The organism is Paenirhodobacter sp. YD-8 (genome assembly GCF_056590935.1).
Window position 1 is genome coordinate 587113 of record NZ_CM152649.1, and the last position, 18487, is coordinate 605599.

At 61.6% G+C, this 18487-nt stretch carries 19 protein-coding genes and 1 tRNA gene; 12 read left to right on the plus strand and 8 right to left on the minus strand.

Annotated features, from left to right (window positions below; genetic code table 11):
* Positions 1-133 precede the first annotated feature (133 nt).
* Both AC0QTQ_RS02885 and AC0QTQ_RS02890 read left to right on the plus strand, forming a co-directional pair.
* Complete coding sequence (locus AC0QTQ_RS02885) at positions 134-1561, plus strand: plasmid recombination protein (RefSeq protein ID WP_480258170.1); 1428 nt, start codon at positions 134-136, stop codon at positions 1559-1561.
* Positions 1558-2304, plus strand: coding sequence for a hypothetical protein (locus AC0QTQ_RS02890; RefSeq protein ID WP_480258171.1), 747 nt, complete (start codon positions 1558-1560; stop codon positions 2302-2304). Before AC0QTQ_RS02885 ends, AC0QTQ_RS02890 begins: the two co-directional genes overlap by 4 nt.
* 35 nt (positions 2305-2339) lie before the next feature.
* Here AC0QTQ_RS02890 and AC0QTQ_RS02895 read toward each other — a convergent pair whose 3' ends face one another.
* From AC0QTQ_RS02895 to AC0QTQ_RS02905, 3 genes are read right to left on the minus strand one after another with little or no spacing between them, the layout of a single operon-like run.
* Positions 2340-3203, minus strand: coding sequence for a hypothetical protein (locus AC0QTQ_RS02895; protein ID WP_480258172.1), 864 nt, complete (start codon positions 3201-3203; stop codon positions 2340-2342).
* Positions 3204-3243: 40 nt separating this feature from the next.
* Positions 3244-3867 (minus strand): hypothetical protein, encoded by a 624-nt coding sequence (locus tag AC0QTQ_RS02900; protein WP_480258173.1) that lies wholly within the window; start codon positions 3865-3867, stop codon positions 3244-3246.
* Between the two features lie 35 nt (positions 3868-3902).
* Positions 3903-4505, minus strand: coding sequence for a hypothetical protein (locus AC0QTQ_RS02905; RefSeq protein ID WP_480258174.1), 603 nt, complete (start codon positions 4503-4505; stop codon positions 3903-3905).
* A gap of 165 nt (positions 4506-4670) precedes the next feature.
* Here AC0QTQ_RS02905 and AC0QTQ_RS02910 point away from each other — a divergent pair, with 165 nt between their 5' ends.
* The 6 genes from AC0QTQ_RS02910 to AC0QTQ_RS02935 all read left to right on the plus strand — a co-directional run bounded on the left by AC0QTQ_RS02910 (position 4671) and on the right by AC0QTQ_RS02935 (position 10521).
* Positions 4671-4847 carry a helix-turn-helix domain-containing protein gene (locus tag AC0QTQ_RS02910; protein ID WP_480258175.1) on the plus strand — a complete coding sequence of 59 codons (177 nt, stop codon included), beginning with the start codon at positions 4671-4673 and terminating at the stop codon, positions 4845-4847.
* Positions 4848-4926: 79 nt separating this feature from the next.
* Complete coding sequence (locus AC0QTQ_RS02915; protein ID WP_480258176.1) at positions 4927-5484, plus strand: metallophosphoesterase; 558 nt, start codon at positions 4927-4929, stop codon at positions 5482-5484.
* A 500-nt stretch (positions 5485-5984) separates the two neighbouring features.
* The gene (locus AC0QTQ_RS02920) at positions 5985-7619 is read left to right on the plus strand and encodes a DEAD/DEAH box helicase (protein WP_480258177.1); all 1635 of its coding nucleotides are present in this window, start codon (positions 5985-5987) and stop codon (positions 7617-7619) included.
* Between the two features lie 3 nt (positions 7620-7622).
* Positions 7623-8036, plus strand: coding sequence for an EcoRII N-terminal effector-binding domain-containing protein (locus AC0QTQ_RS02925; protein ID WP_480258178.1), 414 nt, complete (start codon positions 7623-7625; stop codon positions 8034-8036).
* A 12-nt stretch (positions 8037-8048) separates the two neighbouring features.
* On the plus strand, positions 8049-9659 hold the full coding sequence (locus AC0QTQ_RS02930) for an ATP-binding protein (protein WP_480258179.1): 1611 nt from the start codon (positions 8049-8051) through the stop codon (positions 9657-9659).
* A complete protein-coding gene (locus AC0QTQ_RS02935) occupies positions 9646-10521 on the plus strand; it encodes an HNH endonuclease (protein ID WP_480258180.1) in 876 nt (291 codons plus the stop codon). Before AC0QTQ_RS02930 ends, AC0QTQ_RS02935 begins: the two co-directional genes overlap by 14 nt.
* A 168-nt stretch (positions 10522-10689) precedes the next feature.
* On the opposite strand, the gene AC0QTQ_RS02940 is transcribed toward AC0QTQ_RS02935, so the two are convergent.
* From AC0QTQ_RS02940 to AC0QTQ_RS02955, 4 genes are all read right to left on the minus strand, one after another.
* Entirely contained in the window at positions 10690-12066 is a 1377-nt protein-coding gene (locus AC0QTQ_RS02940) for a type II restriction endonuclease (RefSeq protein WP_480258181.1), read from the minus strand.
* A 4-nt stretch (positions 12067-12070) separates the two neighbouring features.
* Positions 12071-12541, minus strand: coding sequence for a very short patch repair endonuclease (locus AC0QTQ_RS02945; protein ID WP_480258182.1), 471 nt, complete (start codon positions 12539-12541; stop codon positions 12071-12073).
* A complete protein-coding gene (gene dcm / locus AC0QTQ_RS02950; protein WP_480258183.1) occupies positions 12534-13868 on the minus strand; it encodes a DNA (cytosine-5-)-methyltransferase in 1335 nt (444 codons plus the stop codon). Before dcm ends, AC0QTQ_RS02945 begins: the two co-directional genes overlap by 8 nt.
* A gap of 105 nt (positions 13869-13973) precedes the next feature.
* Positions 13974-14543: a helix-turn-helix domain-containing protein gene (locus AC0QTQ_RS02955; RefSeq protein ID WP_480258184.1), complete on the minus strand. Its 570-nt coding sequence runs from the start codon at positions 14541-14543 to the stop codon at positions 13974-13976.
* Between the two features lie 95 nt (positions 14544-14638).
* On the opposite strand from AC0QTQ_RS02955, the gene AC0QTQ_RS02960 reads away from it, so the two are divergent.
* Positions 14639-14899, plus strand: a complete 261-nt coding sequence (locus tag AC0QTQ_RS02960) for a hypothetical protein (RefSeq protein ID WP_480258185.1) — start codon at positions 14639-14641, stop codon at positions 14897-14899.
* Positions 14896-15891: a site-specific integrase gene (locus AC0QTQ_RS02965; RefSeq protein ID WP_480258186.1), complete on the plus strand. Its 996-nt coding sequence runs from the start codon at positions 14896-14898 to the stop codon at positions 15889-15891. The genes AC0QTQ_RS02960 and AC0QTQ_RS02965 overlap by 4 nt, the downstream gene beginning before the upstream one ends.
* A gap of 81 nt (positions 15892-15972) precedes the next feature.
* Here AC0QTQ_RS02965 and AC0QTQ_RS02970 read toward each other — a convergent pair.
* A tRNA-Cys gene (locus AC0QTQ_RS02970) sits at positions 15973-16046 on the minus strand.
* 150 nt (positions 16047-16196) lie between these two features.
* Between AC0QTQ_RS02970 and AC0QTQ_RS02975 the strand changes: the two genes are divergently transcribed.
* On the plus strand, positions 16197-16847 hold the full coding sequence (locus AC0QTQ_RS02975; protein ID WP_480258187.1) for a protein-L-isoaspartate O-methyltransferase family protein: 651 nt from the start codon (positions 16197-16199) through the stop codon (positions 16845-16847).
* A gap of 119 nt (positions 16848-16966) precedes the next feature.
* Positions 16967-18370, plus strand: coding sequence for a TolC family outer membrane protein (locus AC0QTQ_RS02980; RefSeq protein WP_480258188.1), 1404 nt, complete (start codon positions 16967-16969; stop codon positions 18368-18370).
* The last annotated feature ends 117 nt before the right edge of the window (positions 18371-18487 follow it).

Below are 18487 nucleotides of genomic sequence, written 5' to 3' on the forward strand. Positions count from 1 at the left end.
GGCGGCTTCGATCCGGGACGGATCGGCGGCGCAGCCGCTGGCTGGGTCGAGGGGCGCAGCGCCTTCGCCGACATGTTGCTTGCAACATAATAGTCGGTCCATATTGCGTTTCTCCGGCAACGGGGGCTGAGCCATGGCCGGACCCCAGTTTTTCCACCTGCAGACCTATTCCCGAAAGCCCAACAAGGCAGGCCAGTCGGTCGAACAGGTTCTGGCGGAGGCGCGGCGCGATCCGATGTTCTCGACGCACGTTTCCGAGCCGCGCCCCTTCCGGGTGATCGCCGGCGTGTCGCCTCAGGAGGTGCAGCGCCTGCATGACGAGATGGTGGCCGCGGGCAGTGTCGCGGTCACGCTGAAGGATGGCGGGTCGGCGCGCCGGGGCATCCGGGCCGACCGTCACACCCTGCTGACGGCGGTGGCCTCGCATCCGCATCTGACCGCGCAGGTCATGGGAAACCCGGAAGCCCGGCGGGACTATGACGCCTGGGTGCAGCGGAACCTGACGTTTCTGCGCAGCCTCTTCGGCGAGCGCCTGGTGAGCGTGATCGAGCATGTCGACGAGGAGCACCCGCATCTGCACGCCTACGTCTTGCCGCTGGATGATCCCGCCTGTTCAGCCCGGGATCTGAACCCGTGCTGGCTGGCCAAGAGCGAAGCCGAAGCTGGGGCGCGAGGCGAAGGACATGACGACAAGACGGCGGTGAAGCATGGAAATCACGCCTACCGCGCACGGGCCCGCGAGCTTCAGGACCAGTATCACCACGAAGTGGGGCTGCCGTCCGGGCTGACCCGCACCGGCCCGAAACGGGAGCGGCTGTCGCGGCAGCAATGGCGCGCCCGGAAGGACGAGGCCAGCCGCAACGCCCGCACGCTGAGGCAGATGGAGGAGATGGTCAGCGACCTCGCCGATCAGGAGGATGCGCTGAGTGCCTCGGCGGAGAGAATGGCACACGATCTTGAGGCGAGGCTGCATCAGGCGGATGGGCTCCATGCCGAGGCCGAAGCCGAACGATCTGCGGCGGCGCAGGACCGGGTTGTGGCGGCGGCGCGCAGAAAGACAGCCGTCGCCCTCCGGTTGGCGGCAGAGGAGGAGGTCCGCAAGATCAGGAGCGCGGCAGAACAGAAGGCGACGGATCTGATTTCCGCCGCCGAAGAAATCAGGGCCGCCGCCGGAAGGGAAGCCGAAGCGGGCGCTCGCCGGCTTCAGGACGACAGACAGGCGTTCGAGGCCGAGAAGGCGGTGATTGCACGACGCATCGCGCAGGAAGCGGCGGCTGTCGCGGTGCTGGTCATCGTCGGCGTGCTGACCGGCAAGGTCTGGCGTCCGGCGCAGGGCTCCGGGTGGGAGATCCGCGACAGGGCGCTGCGTGAACGGGTCGAGGCCCTGCAGATCGGCCCGGCGCTGCGGGAAGCGGTAACCGTCGTCACCTCGCTCTGGGACCGGCTGAAAGCGCGCCTGTCTGCCCCGGAGCTGGCCCGGGAGCAGGAACATGCGGCCGAGCGGGTGCGGGAGCACGATCTTCCGGCCTCGGCCTTTCGGAACGGGGAGATCGGGCGATGACCATTGATCTGGATGCGCGGATCGCGGAATTGCGGCAACGGCGTCGGGCTGAAGAAGACGATGCCGCGGGCGAGCTGGATCGCCTGAAGCAAGGCCTCGCGGAGCATGCCGACGGCATCGGGCGGAAACTCGACGCCGAGGGGAAGCAGATCCGGCTGATGATGTTCGCGGTCTCAGGGCAGGTCGCCGTGGAGCAGGCAAGGCTGGAGGCTTTGCGGACCGATAACGAGGAGCTGAGAACCCGACTGGACGCCAACGGGATTTTACTCCGGCGACAGGTGAAATGGACGTGGGCCGCGCTCGGTGGGATCTGTCTCGTCGCCGCAGGCATCCTGCTGTTGGCGGTATGGGGCGCCACCCGCCTGGTCGACGGGGCGAGGCAGGAGGCCGATACGATCCGGGCCGCGAATGCCGGGGAACTGGCGGCGGCCCGGGAAGACGGTGCGCGCGCCCTCGCGACCCTTGAGGAGCAGCTTGCGGCGCAGCGGGCGGGTGTCGAGCAGAGCCTTGGCGCCGCCGGGGCGGAGCTCGCGGGGCTGGAGGACGAGCGGGCCTCCGTCAAAGCAGAGCTCGAACAGTTCGTCGCCCTGCGCGACCGCATCGGCATCCAGCTTGTCGAGAGCCACACCCGGCCGGTCATCGTTGTCCCCGAAGGATACGAGCTGAGGGGCTGGAGGGCGGCGGGGCTGTCCGATCTCGCCCGCTACAACGGCCGGATGTACCGGGTGATGGCGCGGAAATGACGGGGCGCGGCCCCGGGCCTGACCGCGCCGCCCCGTTACAGATCCATGTTCGAGGCCTTGGCCGTCCCGGTCAGGGCCTCGTTGATCTGGCGATCCGTCTCCTCGCGCGCCTTGCGCGCCCGTGCGAAATCGGTGAGCGAAAACCGGATCTTCGACTGCCCGGCTTTCGATTCGTAAACGACCTGATAGCGGGCCGAGCATCCCGGGGCGATGGGCTTGTCGCTGTTCAGCTTTTTGTAATCCACCTGCATCGTGCCGAAGCCGGAGGACACGCAGGGGACGTATTCTGTCGTCGAGGTCCCGGATCTGGTTTTCTCCTCCATCTCCAGCGGGGCCGCCTGATCCAGCGCGGTCAGCTTCGCGCCCGCCTTGTCCCAGCCGTAAAGGATCGTCATCTGCCCGCCGTGATCGACCTCCACGAGCGACGGCTCACCATATTCTTCGGTGAGCTGCGCGAGCAGCTCTTCCGGCTTCGGCAGATCGGCATTGCTGCCCTGAATCATACGGCCGACCGAGATGATCCGGCCGCCAAGCGCCCCCAGATCCAGCGTGCCGGTAACCTCTTCATAGCCGGCGCCGGACAGGCGCGTGTTGAGGCCTACGCCGGCCGTGCCGAACTTCGCCACCGCCGACAGATCGAAAGTCTTGCCCTTGGGCGAGGAGGCGCGCAGATCGACCTTCTCGGTCGACAGCTCCAGACCGCGCTTCGCCATCGCCGCGCGGGCCTCGTCCAGCGTCATGCCCGGAACGATCCCGACCACGGCGAGTTCGCCGGAGGCCGGCGGCGCGGAATAGTCGACCGCCTTCAGTGTGTCGGCCAGCGCAAGACCGGGCAACAGGACCGCGCAGACCGAGGCGGCGAGGCATTTCTTCAACATAATGGACTCCTGACGATGCAATGGGGCGCGATCCGCGGGTGGGGCGCTGAAACGCGCCCGGTCATTTCTCGAAACATCCGCGCCCGCCCTCAAAGGACAGCAGGCTCGACACGCCGCCGACCTTCGCGTCATCGGTAACGCGCGTGGGTCTGGGCGGTGCTTCACCATCAAGTTCGGCGGACAGGATATTCGCGAAGAAGAAGTTCTTCTTCGCTGCCCCCGGCATCGTGCCGCCCATTTCCCATTCGCCAGCGATGGCTTCGAGCTGCCGACTGCCCTCCTCGAAGATCAGCGCATCGGTTTCCGAGAAGCGGATCTTTGCATCGAACATGGCATTGTTCTTGAGATCGCCGTCGCCGTTTGGTTTGTGCAGCGTGATCAGAAGGTTATCCCGGCCCCACTTGGAGCAGACCTCGAACCCCGCTGCCTTGAAATCGGCACGCGCCTGATCGTCCAAGAACATATCGCCATAAACGCCGACCGTCACCCGTGACTTGATCGGCGCGAGAACCTTGATAGCCTCGGCGATCTTCTCGCGCGAGACCGCGCCGTAGATCAGCCAGACAGCCTTTCCATTGGACGCCATCGCCCGGTCCAGATCCTGCCGGATCGGTGCCAGATCGAGCCCTTCGGCATAGGCGGGCGAAGCGAGGGCCAGCAGCAGCCCGAGCACAAATCTCTTCATCATCAATTCCTCGAACCAAAATCTCGCGGATGGGACTATCCGTCGATCCGCCCCGGTTTCGCGCCGCCTGTGCGGGCGGACAGACCGAGCTGGAACCGTTCCGCGTGGCTCAGCACGCGACCGCTTCCGTCCGCATAGATACCGGTGTTGCGATAGCAGGCTTCCGCCTCGGCCTTCCGACCGGCCATCGACAGGCGATGCGGCCTCGCCGCTTCCTCCGCCATCCGGGCCGCGTAGTTCGCATCACGACGGGCCTGATCAGCCGCCATACCAGCACTGACAGCGGCCCGCGTCAGCTCGCGGGTTGCATCGCTCCACTGCCAATACCTGACAGTCATGAGACGATCCACAAGCTCCACGCGCCGAGCCTCCGGCTCATGGGGGAAATTCTCGTCCACATAAGCCCGGTAGATCGCCGGGGCTTCTCGCAGCGCCTCCTGATTGAGAACCCAATAGTCCTCGCGCCACAGGTGCGCAGGCATAGGAACAGCCGCCACGATCTCTTCCAGCATGGCCTTCGGCAAATCCTTCGCCCAGGCCTTCGCTTCACGCTTTGCAGCGGCGTGCTCCGACCTGCGCTGAAACCAGAGCCCCACGCCGGCCAACAGGTCGCTTGCAGCAGAGATGGCGTCTTTCATTGCGGACCTCCAATTGTCACCCCCATTTTGGGGTTAAACCCATAATGGGGTCAATAGCTGAACCTGTCGAAATCAAAGGCAGGCGGACAATTGGCGGGCAGCGTTCATTCAGATGCGTATCGCAGTCTTCTGAAGGCGCTGATCGCCCTCCGGACGGAACGCGCCATGTCGCAGGCGGACCTGGCGGCGAAGCTGCACAAGCCGCCGTCCTTTGTCGGGAAATATGAGCTGGGCGAGCGCCGGCTTGATGTGATCGAGCTTCTGGTGATCCTCCGCGAGCTGGATGCGGATTTCGAGAGCTTCTGGACGCCCGCCGCGATCTCGCTGCCGGATCGGCTGTAACGGTAGCTCTTGCGGGCTATTGACCCGGCCCCCGCTGGTGCGGCACAACCGCGGCCCCGCCTGCAACGGATCTTTCACGATGACGCATTGGTATACCGCCGACCCGCATTTCGGGCACGAGAACATCATCCGTAACGCGCATCGCCCGTTCCGGGACACGAGCCATATGGACGCTGTGCTGATCGAGCGACTTTGGGAGAAGGTCAGTCCCGAGGATGACCTGTGGATTGTCGGAGACTTCGCCTTCGGCCCGCAGGCCAAGGACGAAAGCTGGCTGCTGACAATCTTCGGACAGCTTCCCGGAGCACGCCGGCATCTGATCGTCGGTAATCACGACGGCGCCCTGACGCAGGCGCTGCCCTGGGACAGCGTGGCGCTTCTGGCCGAGGTGGAAGATCCGTCGGCCGACCGGCCGGTGACGCTCTGCCACTACCCGATGATGACGTGGAACCATGCCCGCAAGGGCGCGCTGCATCTGTTCGGCCATGTGCATGGCAACTGGAAGGGAAGCGCAAACGCGGTCAATGTCGGTGTGGACGTCTGGGATTACTACCCGGTCACGGTGCAGGATGCCGCCCGGCGGGCAAAAGCGTTGCCCACGAACCGCCACTGGAAGGATGTCGAGCCGAGGGCGTGAAGACACGGCTTGCCTAAGTTTAGGCGCAGCCTTCAACGCCACGCGTGAATTCGGCGAGGTTGAGCCAGTTATTGCCGGTTGAATTGAGCAAATAAGTTGTGAAAGGTGCTAGAGTTCGCACAAGATAGTGTGTGCTTAGTTGTCTTGTTATGTGATGATTTTTGAGAATCGAGCCGTGGGCGGTTGTGAGTATTGGCGCCCAAAATGGAGGAATATATTTGCCGGTAAGTTCTCACGACGAAGGCCGAGTATGGAAATGGGAGGCCGTAGATTCCGAGTTGTCGTTGGTTGATCCCGGGGGTGAGCATCGCCACCCATCGGCGTCTGAGATCTACCGTGCGCTCGTGGAACACCAGCCGGCGGAACCATGGATTCCAACCATTGCTGAGGGACTGCATGCTTCTCGCTATCCACTGTCTCCGGAGCTGACCATCGCGCGGAATGCAGAGGGCTTGCCAGCCTTTTCAATAGTCGGGACCACGCGGGGAAAAACGGTTCAATTGCAGGTTGCCGACCTCGAACGCGGTCACATCATCGCGGGGGACACATGGTACCCACTTGAGCCCGAAGGCACACAAGAGGTCGTTGAACTGATGCGTTCCACAGGGGCGGAGTTGGGGCCAGCCACTTCGCTGAGGGCGTTTCTTGCAGTTCGCAGAGCGGGCAACGCCGGCGGTGCCGTCGACGACCAGATGGCCGATGACACGATCCCTGCGCTCGCTTTTGCCCCGCCTGCTGACGATACCCCGGCCGGGGTCAATGCGAGCCTATATGGATACCAGCTGGCTGGCTGGCGATGGCTTAAGTTCTTGCTGGCAGAAGGAATAGGCGGTCTGCTCGCAGACGAAATGGGTCTGGGCAAGACGTTGCAGGTGATCGCGGTACTTCGCGATTCCGGTAGCGGTCCCCTCCGCCCTTCACTGATCGTGGCGCCCGGCTCTCTGCTTGAGAATTGGCGTCGCGAAATTGCAAAGTTTGCGCCAGACATGAAGGTGTTGAAGCATCACGGTCCACTGCGCACTGGCCGTCCGGCGGAATTGCAGGGATATGATGTCGTGATCACGTCTTACGACAATGCCGTCGGGGACAACAGCCTGCTAAACATGATCCATTGGAAGGTGATCATCCTCGATGAAGCGCAGTTCATTCGCAATCCGGAAGCTCAACGCACACAGGCCGTGAAGCGCTTGCCCCGTGAAGCCGGACTCGCCATGACCGGGACACCTGTTGAAAACCGGCTTCTGGATCTTTGGTCCATCATGGACTTCGTGCTCCCCGGGCATCTTGGGGAAGCTAAGTCTTTCTCGGCGCAGTTTCCTGACGACGTGGATGGCGCGAAACGGTTGGAACCTTTAATCTCGCCACTCATGCTGCGCAGACGCGTTGCCGAGGTGGCGAAGGACTTGCCGCCGCGCATCGACATACCACAAGCGGTTGAGTTGGACGAGGCTGAGGCGGCCGCCTATGACGCCGAGCGCGAGCGCATAAGCGAAGAATACGGCGCGGCCGCCACCCTCGTCGCCCTCACGTCGCTACGCCGCTTCTGCGCGCATCCGAGTCTGATGGACGGCACGTCGGCAACCGTCGATCCCATGTCATTTTCGAAGTTCCGGCGCCTCGCCGAGATCGTGGAGGAGGTGTTCGCGCTGGGAGAAAAAGCCATAATCTTCACGTCTTTCACAGCAATGGCGGACTTGATCGCCAAGCACATTACCATGCGGTTTAACGCATTCACCGGAATCATCGACGGACGTCTTCCCATAGACGACCGCCAGCCATTGATTGATCGATTCAGCGCCGTGAAAGGCGGAGCAGCCCTCGTTCTGAACCCTAAGGCGGGCGGCGCGGGGTTGAACATTACCGCGGCCAACCACGTCATTCACTACAATCCCGAATGGAACCCGGCGTTAGAGGACCAAGCCTCGGCCCGAGCGTACCGGCGTGGGCAGGAGTTACCAGTTACAGTTCATCGCCTCCTTGTCGCCGATACGGTCGAGGAGGTGGTGGATGAGCGGCTTACTCGTAAACGCGCGCTGTCCAACACGGCCGTGATTGGAATCGAAGGAAAAGATGACGACTATGGCGATATCGTCGCTGCACTGAACCGTTCACCATCAAGACAAGCAGGCAAATAGAGCATGTCAGAACCGAAGATCGTGAAAGTTCTGAGCGCCAACGACACTGGCGAAACGGGCGGACACCAAGCTGGCATCCTTGTGCCGAAGGATCCCACACTCCTCTCATTTTTTCCGAAACTCGATGCCAGACAATATAATCCGCGTGTTCACCTGAACTTTGTTGACGACGCCGGCACCTTTTGGGAGTTTGCCTTCATCTATTACAACAATGCCCTGTTTGATGGCACCCGCAATGAGTACCGACTGACCCGGATGACGAAATATATTCGGCAGGCCCGCCTTTCGGTCGGCGATGAGGTGATCCTTTCCAAAGACGAAGACCGCTACCGCGTTTCTCATGCACGCAAGCAACAGACAAAGGCTGCCTCTGGCGTACTGCAGCTCGGCTCTGGCTGGCGTGTGATCCAGCTCTGAGAGAGGGAACGAATGAACGATATTGAAGAATTCGAGCTGCCGCCCGATCCCGAGCGCGTAATCGTCGGCCTGCGAGATACCGGTTACGAGTTCGATACTGCCGTCGCCGACATAGTTGACAATTCGATTGCCGCCAACGCCTCGAAGGTTCAGCTTTTCCTTGCCGCCGACTTCAACGGCGATATCCGTCTGCTGATCGCTGATGACGGAGAGGGCATGGATCGGCAAGGTCTGGTCAATGCCATGCAGTATGGGTCGAAGGTACGCCCGAGCGCGGCAAGCCTTGGAAAGTACGGCTTGGGCCTCAAGACCGCCTCCACCGCGTTCTGCAAACGCCTTTCAGTGATTTCGCGCGCCGAAGGCGACGCGCCTGCGCTCATGGCAACGTGGGACCTCAACCATGTTGCGAAGGTTAACAAGTGGTCTCTGCTTCTCACTGATATCTGCGACGAGGAGGCACTCAATTTGCTTGATGCCATCGCTCCCGGCAAGCCGGGAACAGTAGTCCTGTGGGAAAACGTGGATCGCCTTATCAAAGACTATACCAACCCGACCGGTTCGCCGGCCAAGAAGGCGCTTCAGGCCAAGGAGACCGCCCTTCGTCACCATTTGGCTATGGTCTATCAGCGTTTTCTGGATCCTGATGACGACCGCGCGCAAAACGTCCGCATTGAACTCAATGGCAAGGCGGTCGCACCTTGGGATCCGTTTCAGCGTGGGCTTGCGGAGTTGGTCGCTGAACAGGTCATGCCGACCCAGTTGTCCGACGGCCGCGAGGCCACATTCACAGTACGGGCCTATATTCTGCCGCGTCGTGAAGAGTTCCCTGACGACAAGCTGGCATCGGCGGCACTTTTGTCCAACGAGCGACAGGGCATCTACATATACCGCGAGAACCGGCTCATCCATGACGCCGACTGGCTTGGGCTGTACCAGAAGGAGCCTCACCTCACCTTATTGCGAGTCGAGTTCTCTTTTGATCACAGGCTGGACGACGCATTTCACCTAGACATCAAGAAGTCACAGATCATCCTCAACGAGGACTTGGCAAACTGGTTGCAGACACAGTTCCTGCCAGCACCCCGCCGCGAGGCCAATCGTCGCTCGCGCGAGGGCCAGCAAAAGGCGATCTCCAAGAAAGGTGAAGGCGCACACGACACGTCGAACAACAATATCCGCAATCGTGAAGCGGCCGCGGGCGGACCTGAAGTGAACATTGCGGACCCGAACAAGGGTGAAGCCTTCGTCCACAATAAGCACGGGACAACGCGGCTGAAACTGACCATTACTTCAGCCAAACGGCCGGGCGAGGTTTTCGTGCAGCCGGTGGAAGGGATCACCAATGGGCTTCTGTTCCAGCCAGCGTTAATCGAACAGCACAGGGCCGTCCAAATCAACACCAGCCATCCCTACTATCACAAGGTCTACATCCCCAACCTCAACCGAAGCGTGACCATGCAAGGCATGGACTCGTTGATGTGGGCTTTGGCAGTTGCAGAGCTGTCCACGGTTCAGGACAGTACGGCAGCTATGTTCCAAGACATGCGCTACGAAATCTCACGCATCCTGGAAAAGCTAGTCGAAACATTGCCGGAACCGGACGTGGACAATGACGCCGCCTGATCCACGCTCGCTCGCAGACTTGGTATCTGCTGAAACTGGTCTCCTGTTCATCGGCACCGAAGGTCGCGATCCGGACGGTAATCGCTGGCTCGAACTGCGACCCGCTGACTATCCTGCTGGCCAGACCTTCACCTTACGTACTGTTATCGGCTGGCGACGGATCGATGTTCAATTCCGCCCCGGCAGTTTCGCCGGTGAGCTCATAGACGCCATGGGGAATTCCGACGAAACAGGGCGCCAGACTTTCCGAACTTTGCTTGGCGTCTGCCGCGAGGCCGGCGCCAACATCTCGATGGCCGTGAACGGCACGGTAGTCGATCCCGAGGACAGGGCGGTTTGGTCTGCTCCGTGGCGCAGCTTGGACCTTGTCCTCGGTCGTGGAATGCTTGCGATCAATGAGGGCGATTCCAATGCGGACGCTCGTGTGATTGAGCTGTGGACTTCACGTGCTGCAGCGGCAGTTTCTGCTCTTCTGCCGCTTGAAGAAGATGGCGAGGACGCCGAGCCCGGAACTTTAGGTCTCCCTGAGGGGGCGAAGACCCAGGTTGCGGTTAACCGATATGAGCGTGATCGCCGCAATCGGGCCGCTGCGCTTGCGATACACGGGTACTTCTGCAAGGCTTGTGGTCTCAATTTAGGGCTACGCTATGGGCCAGAAGCTTTAGGCCTGATTGAGGTCCATCACGTTACACCAGTATCAGACGTTGGGCCGGGCTATATTGTTGATCCCCAAAAAGACCTTGTGCCACTATGTCCGAACTGCCATTCGGTAGCGCACCGTAGATCGCCTCCATTTTCGGTTGAAGAACTCCGTGAAATGCTAAACCCTACCTCTGACTATGCCTTAGATCGGCACGATTGATGACTTATGGTGGAGTTATGCAAGCCGGATATGATTTTCCTAGAGATAGAGGGGTAAATGTAATCTGCTGACGATAATGCTCCCTTGAAATGCTTTGGGATCGTTTATCGTCCCTTCCGGTGCGGCCAGAAGATGAGCATCGGTATTTGCGTTACCATCTCCTCCCCATCAGGCGACACCGCGCCAGGCCTCCAGATTCGGCTGCACGATCTCATCGCAGAACCGCCGGAATGTCAGGACGTTTTCATGTCCGGCATATTCCGTCTCTCTGGCGTCCATCAGGCTTTCGGGGATCACCAGTTGCACGCCGATCCCTTCCATGTCCTGAATTGCATTTCCGGCGATATTTTCATCAACCGTTGTCAGGTAGAGCTTGCGGTTGCCTTTCTCTCGCTCGACCTGTTTCCAGCGTTCGCGCAGCGTCGTCTTGGCGCTCAGAATGAGCCCCGTCGCGGCGAGGGCATCCGCCCTGCTGACGAAAGCTAAAGACGGCAGAATGAAGTCGGGGCGCTTCTTCGCCTCGATCACCACCTGCTTTTCAAACGGTATCTTCCCTCCGCGCAGCATCGCCTCGATGTGATGCTCGTAAGAGTAGCCGGCCCGTGACTTTCGTTGCTGGCTCGCAGACAGCATCAGCGCGTCGATCCGGGGCAGTTCGTTGACGAGCTGCCGGATCATCTCTGCGACGGTCATCCCCCGCGGGGCATCGCCCAGAACGATCCGCACCAAGTCGACCGCGCGCTCGCGCCGCTGAAAGGTCCGGAACATTTCCCATTCGATGCTGCGGCTGATCTCGCGCAGCGCATCTCCGGGGCGTTCGATGGCAAAGGGATCAAGAACCTCCAGCCCATGGAGCTCAAGGTATCGCGCTAGTGCCCGGCGGGCGAGCTCCTCTGTCCCGGGTATGGCCGCGGTCCGGGCAAAGTCTGCAATCGTCCCGGCCTGCCATGCAGCAATCAGCTCGGCAGCAAAGTCCAGAACGCGATCCTGCTCCTGTGCCCGGATTGCAGCGGGCTCGAACTCTCCGATCAGAAAATCCGGTGGGATGTCGAGTTGTGCAAGGAGCAGCTCGGCTTCATCGCTCGCGGAATCCACGGTCAGGCATTCGTAAACCGTGCCTTGCTCCTTCCGGTATCGCCCCATGACAAGGAAGGATGCCGGTGAAAGCTGCCCAAAGCACTCCTTCGGCAGCCGGGTCATATGCGTCTCCGGGCCCTTGCTTGTGTAATGCACGATCCGGGTTTTCCTGTTCTGCCTGCCGTCCAGAGCCTGGGGCCAGACCGTATCGAACAGGGCTTCCCGTATCGGCCTGGCAGCCGGATCCTCGCGCTCTTTTTCTTCCAGGGCAGGGAAGAAGCCGCCGTCCCGATGGTCCGCTGGAATGTAAACCCCGGCCTGGTGCTTGTTGGCATACCGCGCCCAGTCCCGGTCATTGTTCGAGAGTTTCTTGACAAGGACAAGTTCTGCCCGGCCGAGCAGGTCCGTCAGAAGTCCGGCCTGTCCCGAACCCTCGCCGTCGAAATCAAAAATGCCTTGCTCGCCCAATGTATTAACTGCCTGTTTCTGTTTTCAGGCCTTCAAGTGTCAGCCTTTGGCCGTCAGAACACAGCCAATCGGACAGCGAGTCAATCACGGCGTCCGCCGGCAGTTTTTCGCGGCCCTTCAGGGCGCATTCCCAGATCGTGGCGATGCGCCAGCCGCCGGCGCGGAGCATGGCCTCATTCCGGGCGTCCCGCTCCATGTTGCCGGTGATCTTGGCGCGCCAGAATTCCTCCCGCGTTGCGGGCCAGCGAAACAACGGGCAGCCGTGGCCGTGCCAGAAGCACCCGTTCACGAAGATCACGGCATGATATTTTGACAGCACGATATCGGGCGTCCCCGGCAGCTTGTGGTCGTGAAGCCGGTAGCGAAATCCGCGGGCATGCAGTCCGCGCCGGATCTGCATCTCTGGCCTGGTGTCGACGCCCCGGATTGCCGACATGTTGCGGCTCCGGGTCTTGCCGTCGTAAACGTCAGCCAACTTTTCTCAGCCGTTCGGCGCCGATCAGAGACAGGATATGCGGGGCCATGACCCGGGCGACTTCGGCAAAAACCGGCACCGCGACCGAGTTGCCGAACTGCTTATAGGCCTGGGTGTCCGAGACCGGGATGCGAAAGTCGTCCGGGTAGCCCATCAGCCGCGCACACTCGCGCGGGGTCAGCCGGCGCGGGTTCTGCCCCTCGCCGCGGCTGACCAGAATTTCCGAGCCATCCTTGTAATAGCGCGCGGAAAGCGTGCGGGAGATGCTGTCACCATCCACCATCCCGAAGCCGAAGCCGTTTCCCTTGGCCTTATGCTTCTCGGCATAGGCTTGCAGATAAGCCCAGAGCTTGTCGGTGAGGGTGTACTTGTCGCTCACCATGGCATCCGGTCCGACAGTGTAGTGGCTTTCCGGACGCTCGGTACCATTTTCCGGATGCAGGATGTGGCGCAGACGTCTGTTTCCATAGGCCGGCAGCTTTACATCGTCGAAACTGAACCCTGTGGCTTCCCGGAAGCCAACCATGACGATCCGCTCGCGGTGCTGAGGAACAAAGTGCCCGGCGTCGATGATCCGGGTCTCAAGGGTGTAGCCGAGTTCCTCGGTCAGCTTGCGCCGGATCACGTCGAATGTCCGGCCTTTATCGTGACTTTTCAGGTTCTTGACGTTCTCAAGCATGAAGGCCGCAGGGCGGTGGTGCATCAGGATGCGCAGCACATCGAAGAACAGCGTGCCCTGGGTCTCGTCATCAAAGCCATGAGCCCGGCCGAGCGCATTTTTCTTCGAGACACCGGCAATCGAGAAGGGCTGACAGGGGAAGCCTGCGACCAGAACATCGTGCGGGGGGATCTCTGCCGCATCAATGGCGCGGATATCCCCGACAGGCGGATGGTTGTCGGGGAAGTTGGCCATGTAGGTCTGCTGGGCGTATTTGTTCCACTCCGACGTGAAGATGCACCGGCCTCCGGCGCTTTCCATCGCGCGCCGCAGGCCGCCGATCCCCGCAAACAGGTCGATGAAGGTGAAGGACTTTTCGGCATCCGCGGCGCTGCGCTTGCGCTCGATCTCCATGTTCAGCAGGCGGATGACGCCTTCGCGGGGGATTTCCTCTCCGCGCTTCCAGCGATAGATGTGCCCCTCAGAGTAACCAAGGGCACGCGCGGCTTCGGGGACAGAGTATCCGGCCTGTGCCAGAAGTGTCGAAAAATCAGCCTGCATGCGCTCGCGTCCCTCCGGGAATTTTTCTAACATAGTGTCGCGGAAGAGTGTCAGCCGCAAGAACAAACATCGAATTAACGGCGATTGAAATTGGCCGGACTGGCGCATGCAGCCGTCTGCGACCGGCGTGGGAGCCCGCAATCTCTCGCCGATTTACGTCGGCGGGGAGTTCCCTTCGGAGAAGGTGCCCCCCCGACGGCTTAGGGGGCGGGATCAGTCTTCACTTTCTTCAGGTTTGAACAGGGCATCATAGCAAAGCATGAGGCCTGCGCCGTCCACATTGGTCTCCCCTTCGGAGCGGCTCATGTAGAGCGTTACCAGCGCGTCGGCTTCCTCCGTCGTCAGATCCGGATAGGCTTCGGCGACCTGCCGCGCCACCTTCAGGGTGAGCTGGCTGAAGGCGGTTTTCCAGTCCTCGGAGGGCTCGTACGGGGTGCCGGTGAACAGCTTGTGCAGGTCTATGCCGAAGTTCACGTATAACGTGGAGAGAAAATCGGCAGTCGGCGAGCGCTCTCCGGCTTCGTAGAGGTGGAGGCTGCGATTGGCGGCTCCCATACGGGTCGCCATTTCTGCCTGCTTCAGGCCAAGCCGAAGCCGAAGGGCTTTGAGGTTGGTGGGGAGGCACAGCTCGGCCCTGCGTCGCGCCTGGTTCTCAGCAGCGGTTTCTTCGGACAACGACTCATTGAGATGGTCATCGGCCAGCTCTGCCCATTGGTCATCAGCCAGTTCTTTCTGGCCGGGCAACTTGCGCGGTTTTCTGAAACGGAAGGACTGATCGGGCATTGCTCTGGCTCATATTTTCACTCACATGTTCATTCGTATATCTTATAGCTTGACAGCGCAAGCCAAACCGCTCAGTTTTATATGCACTATAGTGTATGTGGATGCTTGTCCGCATTCTGCTGAACAAAAGGCTGCAGGGCTTACGAATGTCTCAGGTTGTGCCGATATTCGCCTCGGAGGCGACTGCAGCAAAGCTGCTCGACATGACGCACCGGCAGTTTCGTGATCTCGTGGCAGCCGGACTTCTGCCTCGCGGCAAGGAATTTGTGCCAGGGGTATGGCGTTGGGCTGTGGATGACCTGCGTCGCATTGCTTCGGGCGATGCGGTCGACGGCATGGGAGATGTTAAGTGGTGAGGAAGAAATACCTTTGGCGCCATCCGAGCGGCCGCATCTATGTCCGCGTGAAGGGGCAGTTGCACAGGATCGTTGCGGCTGAGGGAACGGCAGATTTTGATCGTGAGTACTGGGAGATTCTGACCGGCACGCGGATGAAGGTCAGGACTTCATGGGGGGCACTGATGGATGACTACCGCACATCGGATCGCTGGAAGGGGCTGAAGCCTCGCACGCGAGCCGACTACGACAAGGTGATGACCTATCTGCGCGAGAAGATCGGCAAGCGGGATGTGAAGGCTCTGACTACGCCCGACGTGATTGCCGCACAGAAAGCAAATGCCCACCGCGTCCGCTTTGCGAATTACATTCCGCAGGTGTTTGTGGTCCTTTGCATACATGCCATCCAGATCGGATGGCTGGAACGCAACGCGGCCAAAGGCGTTCGCGCCCTCAAGACGCCGGAGGAGAAAAGGCTCGATCATACTCCCTGGCCGGACGAAGCCGTGGAGGAGTTCCGCGCTAAGGCCAGCGACCTGTGTCGCCTCATTTTCGAGATCGGAGTTGGGACTGTTCAGCGGCCCGGGGACTGGGTCGGATTTCGTTGGGGCGATTACGACGGCGATTCTCTGACACTGGTGCAGAACAAGACAGGCAAGCGTCTGGTGCTGCCCTGCACGGAACGCCTCCGGGCGGAGCTGGACCGGGCGAAGGCTGAACTCGGTGCCATCCCGATCGCCTCTCGCCCCATACTGATGAAGCGCGACGGTAATCCGATCAGCTACCGCTACATGGCGGATCTGATGCTGAGGGAGCGCAAGCGGCTGGGGCTGGAAGCCTATGATCTGCACGCGCTGCGCTATCGTGGCGTGAAAGAACTGGCGTTGGCAGGATGTGACGATGATGAGATCTCCGCATACTCCGGCCATGCCACAAAAAAGATGGTTGTGAAGTATGCAGGAGAGGCGCGACAGGAGATGCGGGCGCGTCAGGCACGGGAGAAACGGCAATGAACAGAACGAGACCAGAACAGGAAACTGATACCCGTTGTGATACCCTTTACCGGGCGCCTTCGGCTAAGTCATTGAAAGATTTGGAGGCGGGTACCGGAATCGAACCGGTCTTCACGGATTTGCAATCCGCTGCGTAACCTCTCCGCCAACCCGCCAGCCTCAAGGATGCCCTCACCTAAACAATCGCACGCGCTCGTGCAAGAGGTCTTGCACAATCCCCCGCGCGATGCCGCGGCATCTGTTGCCCCGCCTGTTTTTCTGTGGCAAAACCGAACCTAGGCACACCAGACCGAAGAGTTCAGAAGATGCAAGATTTCGCCACGCGACGCACGATGATGGTGGATACTCAGGTCCGCCCCAATGACGTGACGAAATTCCCGATCATCGAGGCGATGCTCGCCGTGCCGCGCGAGGACTTTGTCCCCCCCGCCCGCCGCGAGGCCGCCTATATCGGGGAAAACGTTCCGCTGGCGCCGGGCCGGGTCCTGCTTGAGCCGCGCAGCTTCGCCAAGATGCTCGACGCCCTAGACATCCAGCCCACCGACCTCGTTCTCGATATCGGCTGCGGCCTTGGCTATTCGAGCGCGGTGATCGCGCGCATGGCCGAAGCCGTGGTGGCGCTCGAAGAGGGCGACATGGCGACGCTTGCCGAGGCCGCGCTGGCGCGCGCCGGGGCCGACAATGCCGCCGTCGTCGCCGCACCGCTGATCTCGGGCGCCGACAAGCACGGCCCCTATGACGCGATTCTTCTCGAGGGCGGCGTCGAAGCCGTTCCCGCCGCGATTCTCGGCCAGCTGAAGGAAGGCGGCCGCATCGCCGCGATCTTCATGCAGGGCGCGCTTGGTGTCGCGCGGATCGGCCGCAAGATCGACGGCACGATCGCCTGGCGGGACATCTTCAACGCGGCCGCCCCGGTGATTCCGGGCTTCGTCGCGGAAAAAGAGTTCGTGCTCTGAACGCGGCTTCGCGTTATTCAGGGTTCATATAGATGGATTTGAATATCTGGGCCGTTCCGCGGCCCCGAGCTCGGGCCGCCGAAAGAAGTGGCCGGAGCAACCCAGATGAGGACCCAGGCATGACGCGCAAGATCCTGAAACCGCTTCTTCTCGCCACCGTGGCGGGGCTCGGGCTGATGAGCTCCACGCTGGTTGTCTCGGCCGAGACGCTCGCCGATGCGCTGGTGTCGGCCTATCGCACCTCGCATCTGCTCGAGCAGAACCGCGCCACGCTGCGCGCCGCGGACGAGGATGTGGCGCAGGCGGTGTCGGCGCTGCGCCCGGTGCTGCAATGGACCGCCGATTACGGCTATTCGGCGACCGATTCGACGCTTGCCACCTATCGCGCCCAGCACAAGACCTACGACCGGCTCACCGCCTACAGCTCGCTCGTGGCGCAGATGACGCTCTATGATTTCGGCCGCACCCGGCTGGCCATCGACATGAAGAAGGAAGCGGTGCTGGCCACGCGCGAGGCGCTGCGCTCGGTCGAGCAGAACGTGCTGCTGAATGCGATCAGCGCCTATACCAGCGTCAAGAGCACCGCCGAGCAGGTTTCGATCAACGAGAACTCGGTGCGCGTCTACGGCGAGGACCTGAAGGCCGCGCGGGACCGCTTCGACGTGGGCGAGGTGACGAAGACCGACGTGTCGCAGGCGGAAGCGGCCGAGGCTGCGGCGCGGGCGGCGCTGGCCGCGGCGCGCGGCAACTATCAGATCGCACGCGAGGCCTACAAGGCGTCGATCGGCCATTATCCGGACAAGCTCTCGCCGCTGCCGAAGGCGCCGACGCTGCCGAAGTCGCTTGATACCGCGCGCGAGACCGCGCTGCGCAATCACCCCTCGATCAAGCAGGCGCAGCACAGCGTCAGCATGGCCGAGCTGGGCGTTTCGGCCGCGGCGGCCGAGCGGCTGCCGACGATCGACGGGTCGGCCGGCTTCACCAAATACGAGGGCAGCAACAAGGGCACGACTGTCGGTGTCGGCCTGACGCAGACGCTCTATGCCGGTGGCAAGCTGTCCTCGGTGCATCGCCAGGCGATCGCGAGCCGCGATCAGGCGAAGGCGGCGCTGAGCGAGGCGGGGGTGGAGATCGCCGATGCGGTGGCCCAGGCCTGGGCGCAGATCGACGTCTATCGCGCGCAGATCACCGCCTATGACGAACAGATCTCGGCGGCGCAGATCGCCTATCAGGGTGTGAAGGAAGAGGCGACGCTGGGCGCGCGCACCACGCTTGACGTGCTTGACGCCGAACAGACGCTGCTCGATGCCCGTGCCTCGCGGATCACTGCCGAGGCCGACCTGCAGGTCGCCTATTATCAGCTTCTGTCGGCCATGGGCCTGCTGACGGTCGACGACCTGAAGCTCGGCATCCCGACCTATGATCCGGCGGCCTATTACAATGCGGTCGAGAGGGCACCTGTCACCAGCGTGCAGGGCAAGAGCCTTGACCGCGTGCTGCAGGCGATTGGCAAGAAGCCCTGATCGACCCCGAAGAAGCGGCCGGGCCGGTGCTGGCCCGGTCATGATCTGCCCCGACCGTCGCGGTCGGGGCTTTCTGTCCTTGTGCGGGGCTGGACAGCGGCCCCGCCCCGTCGCAGG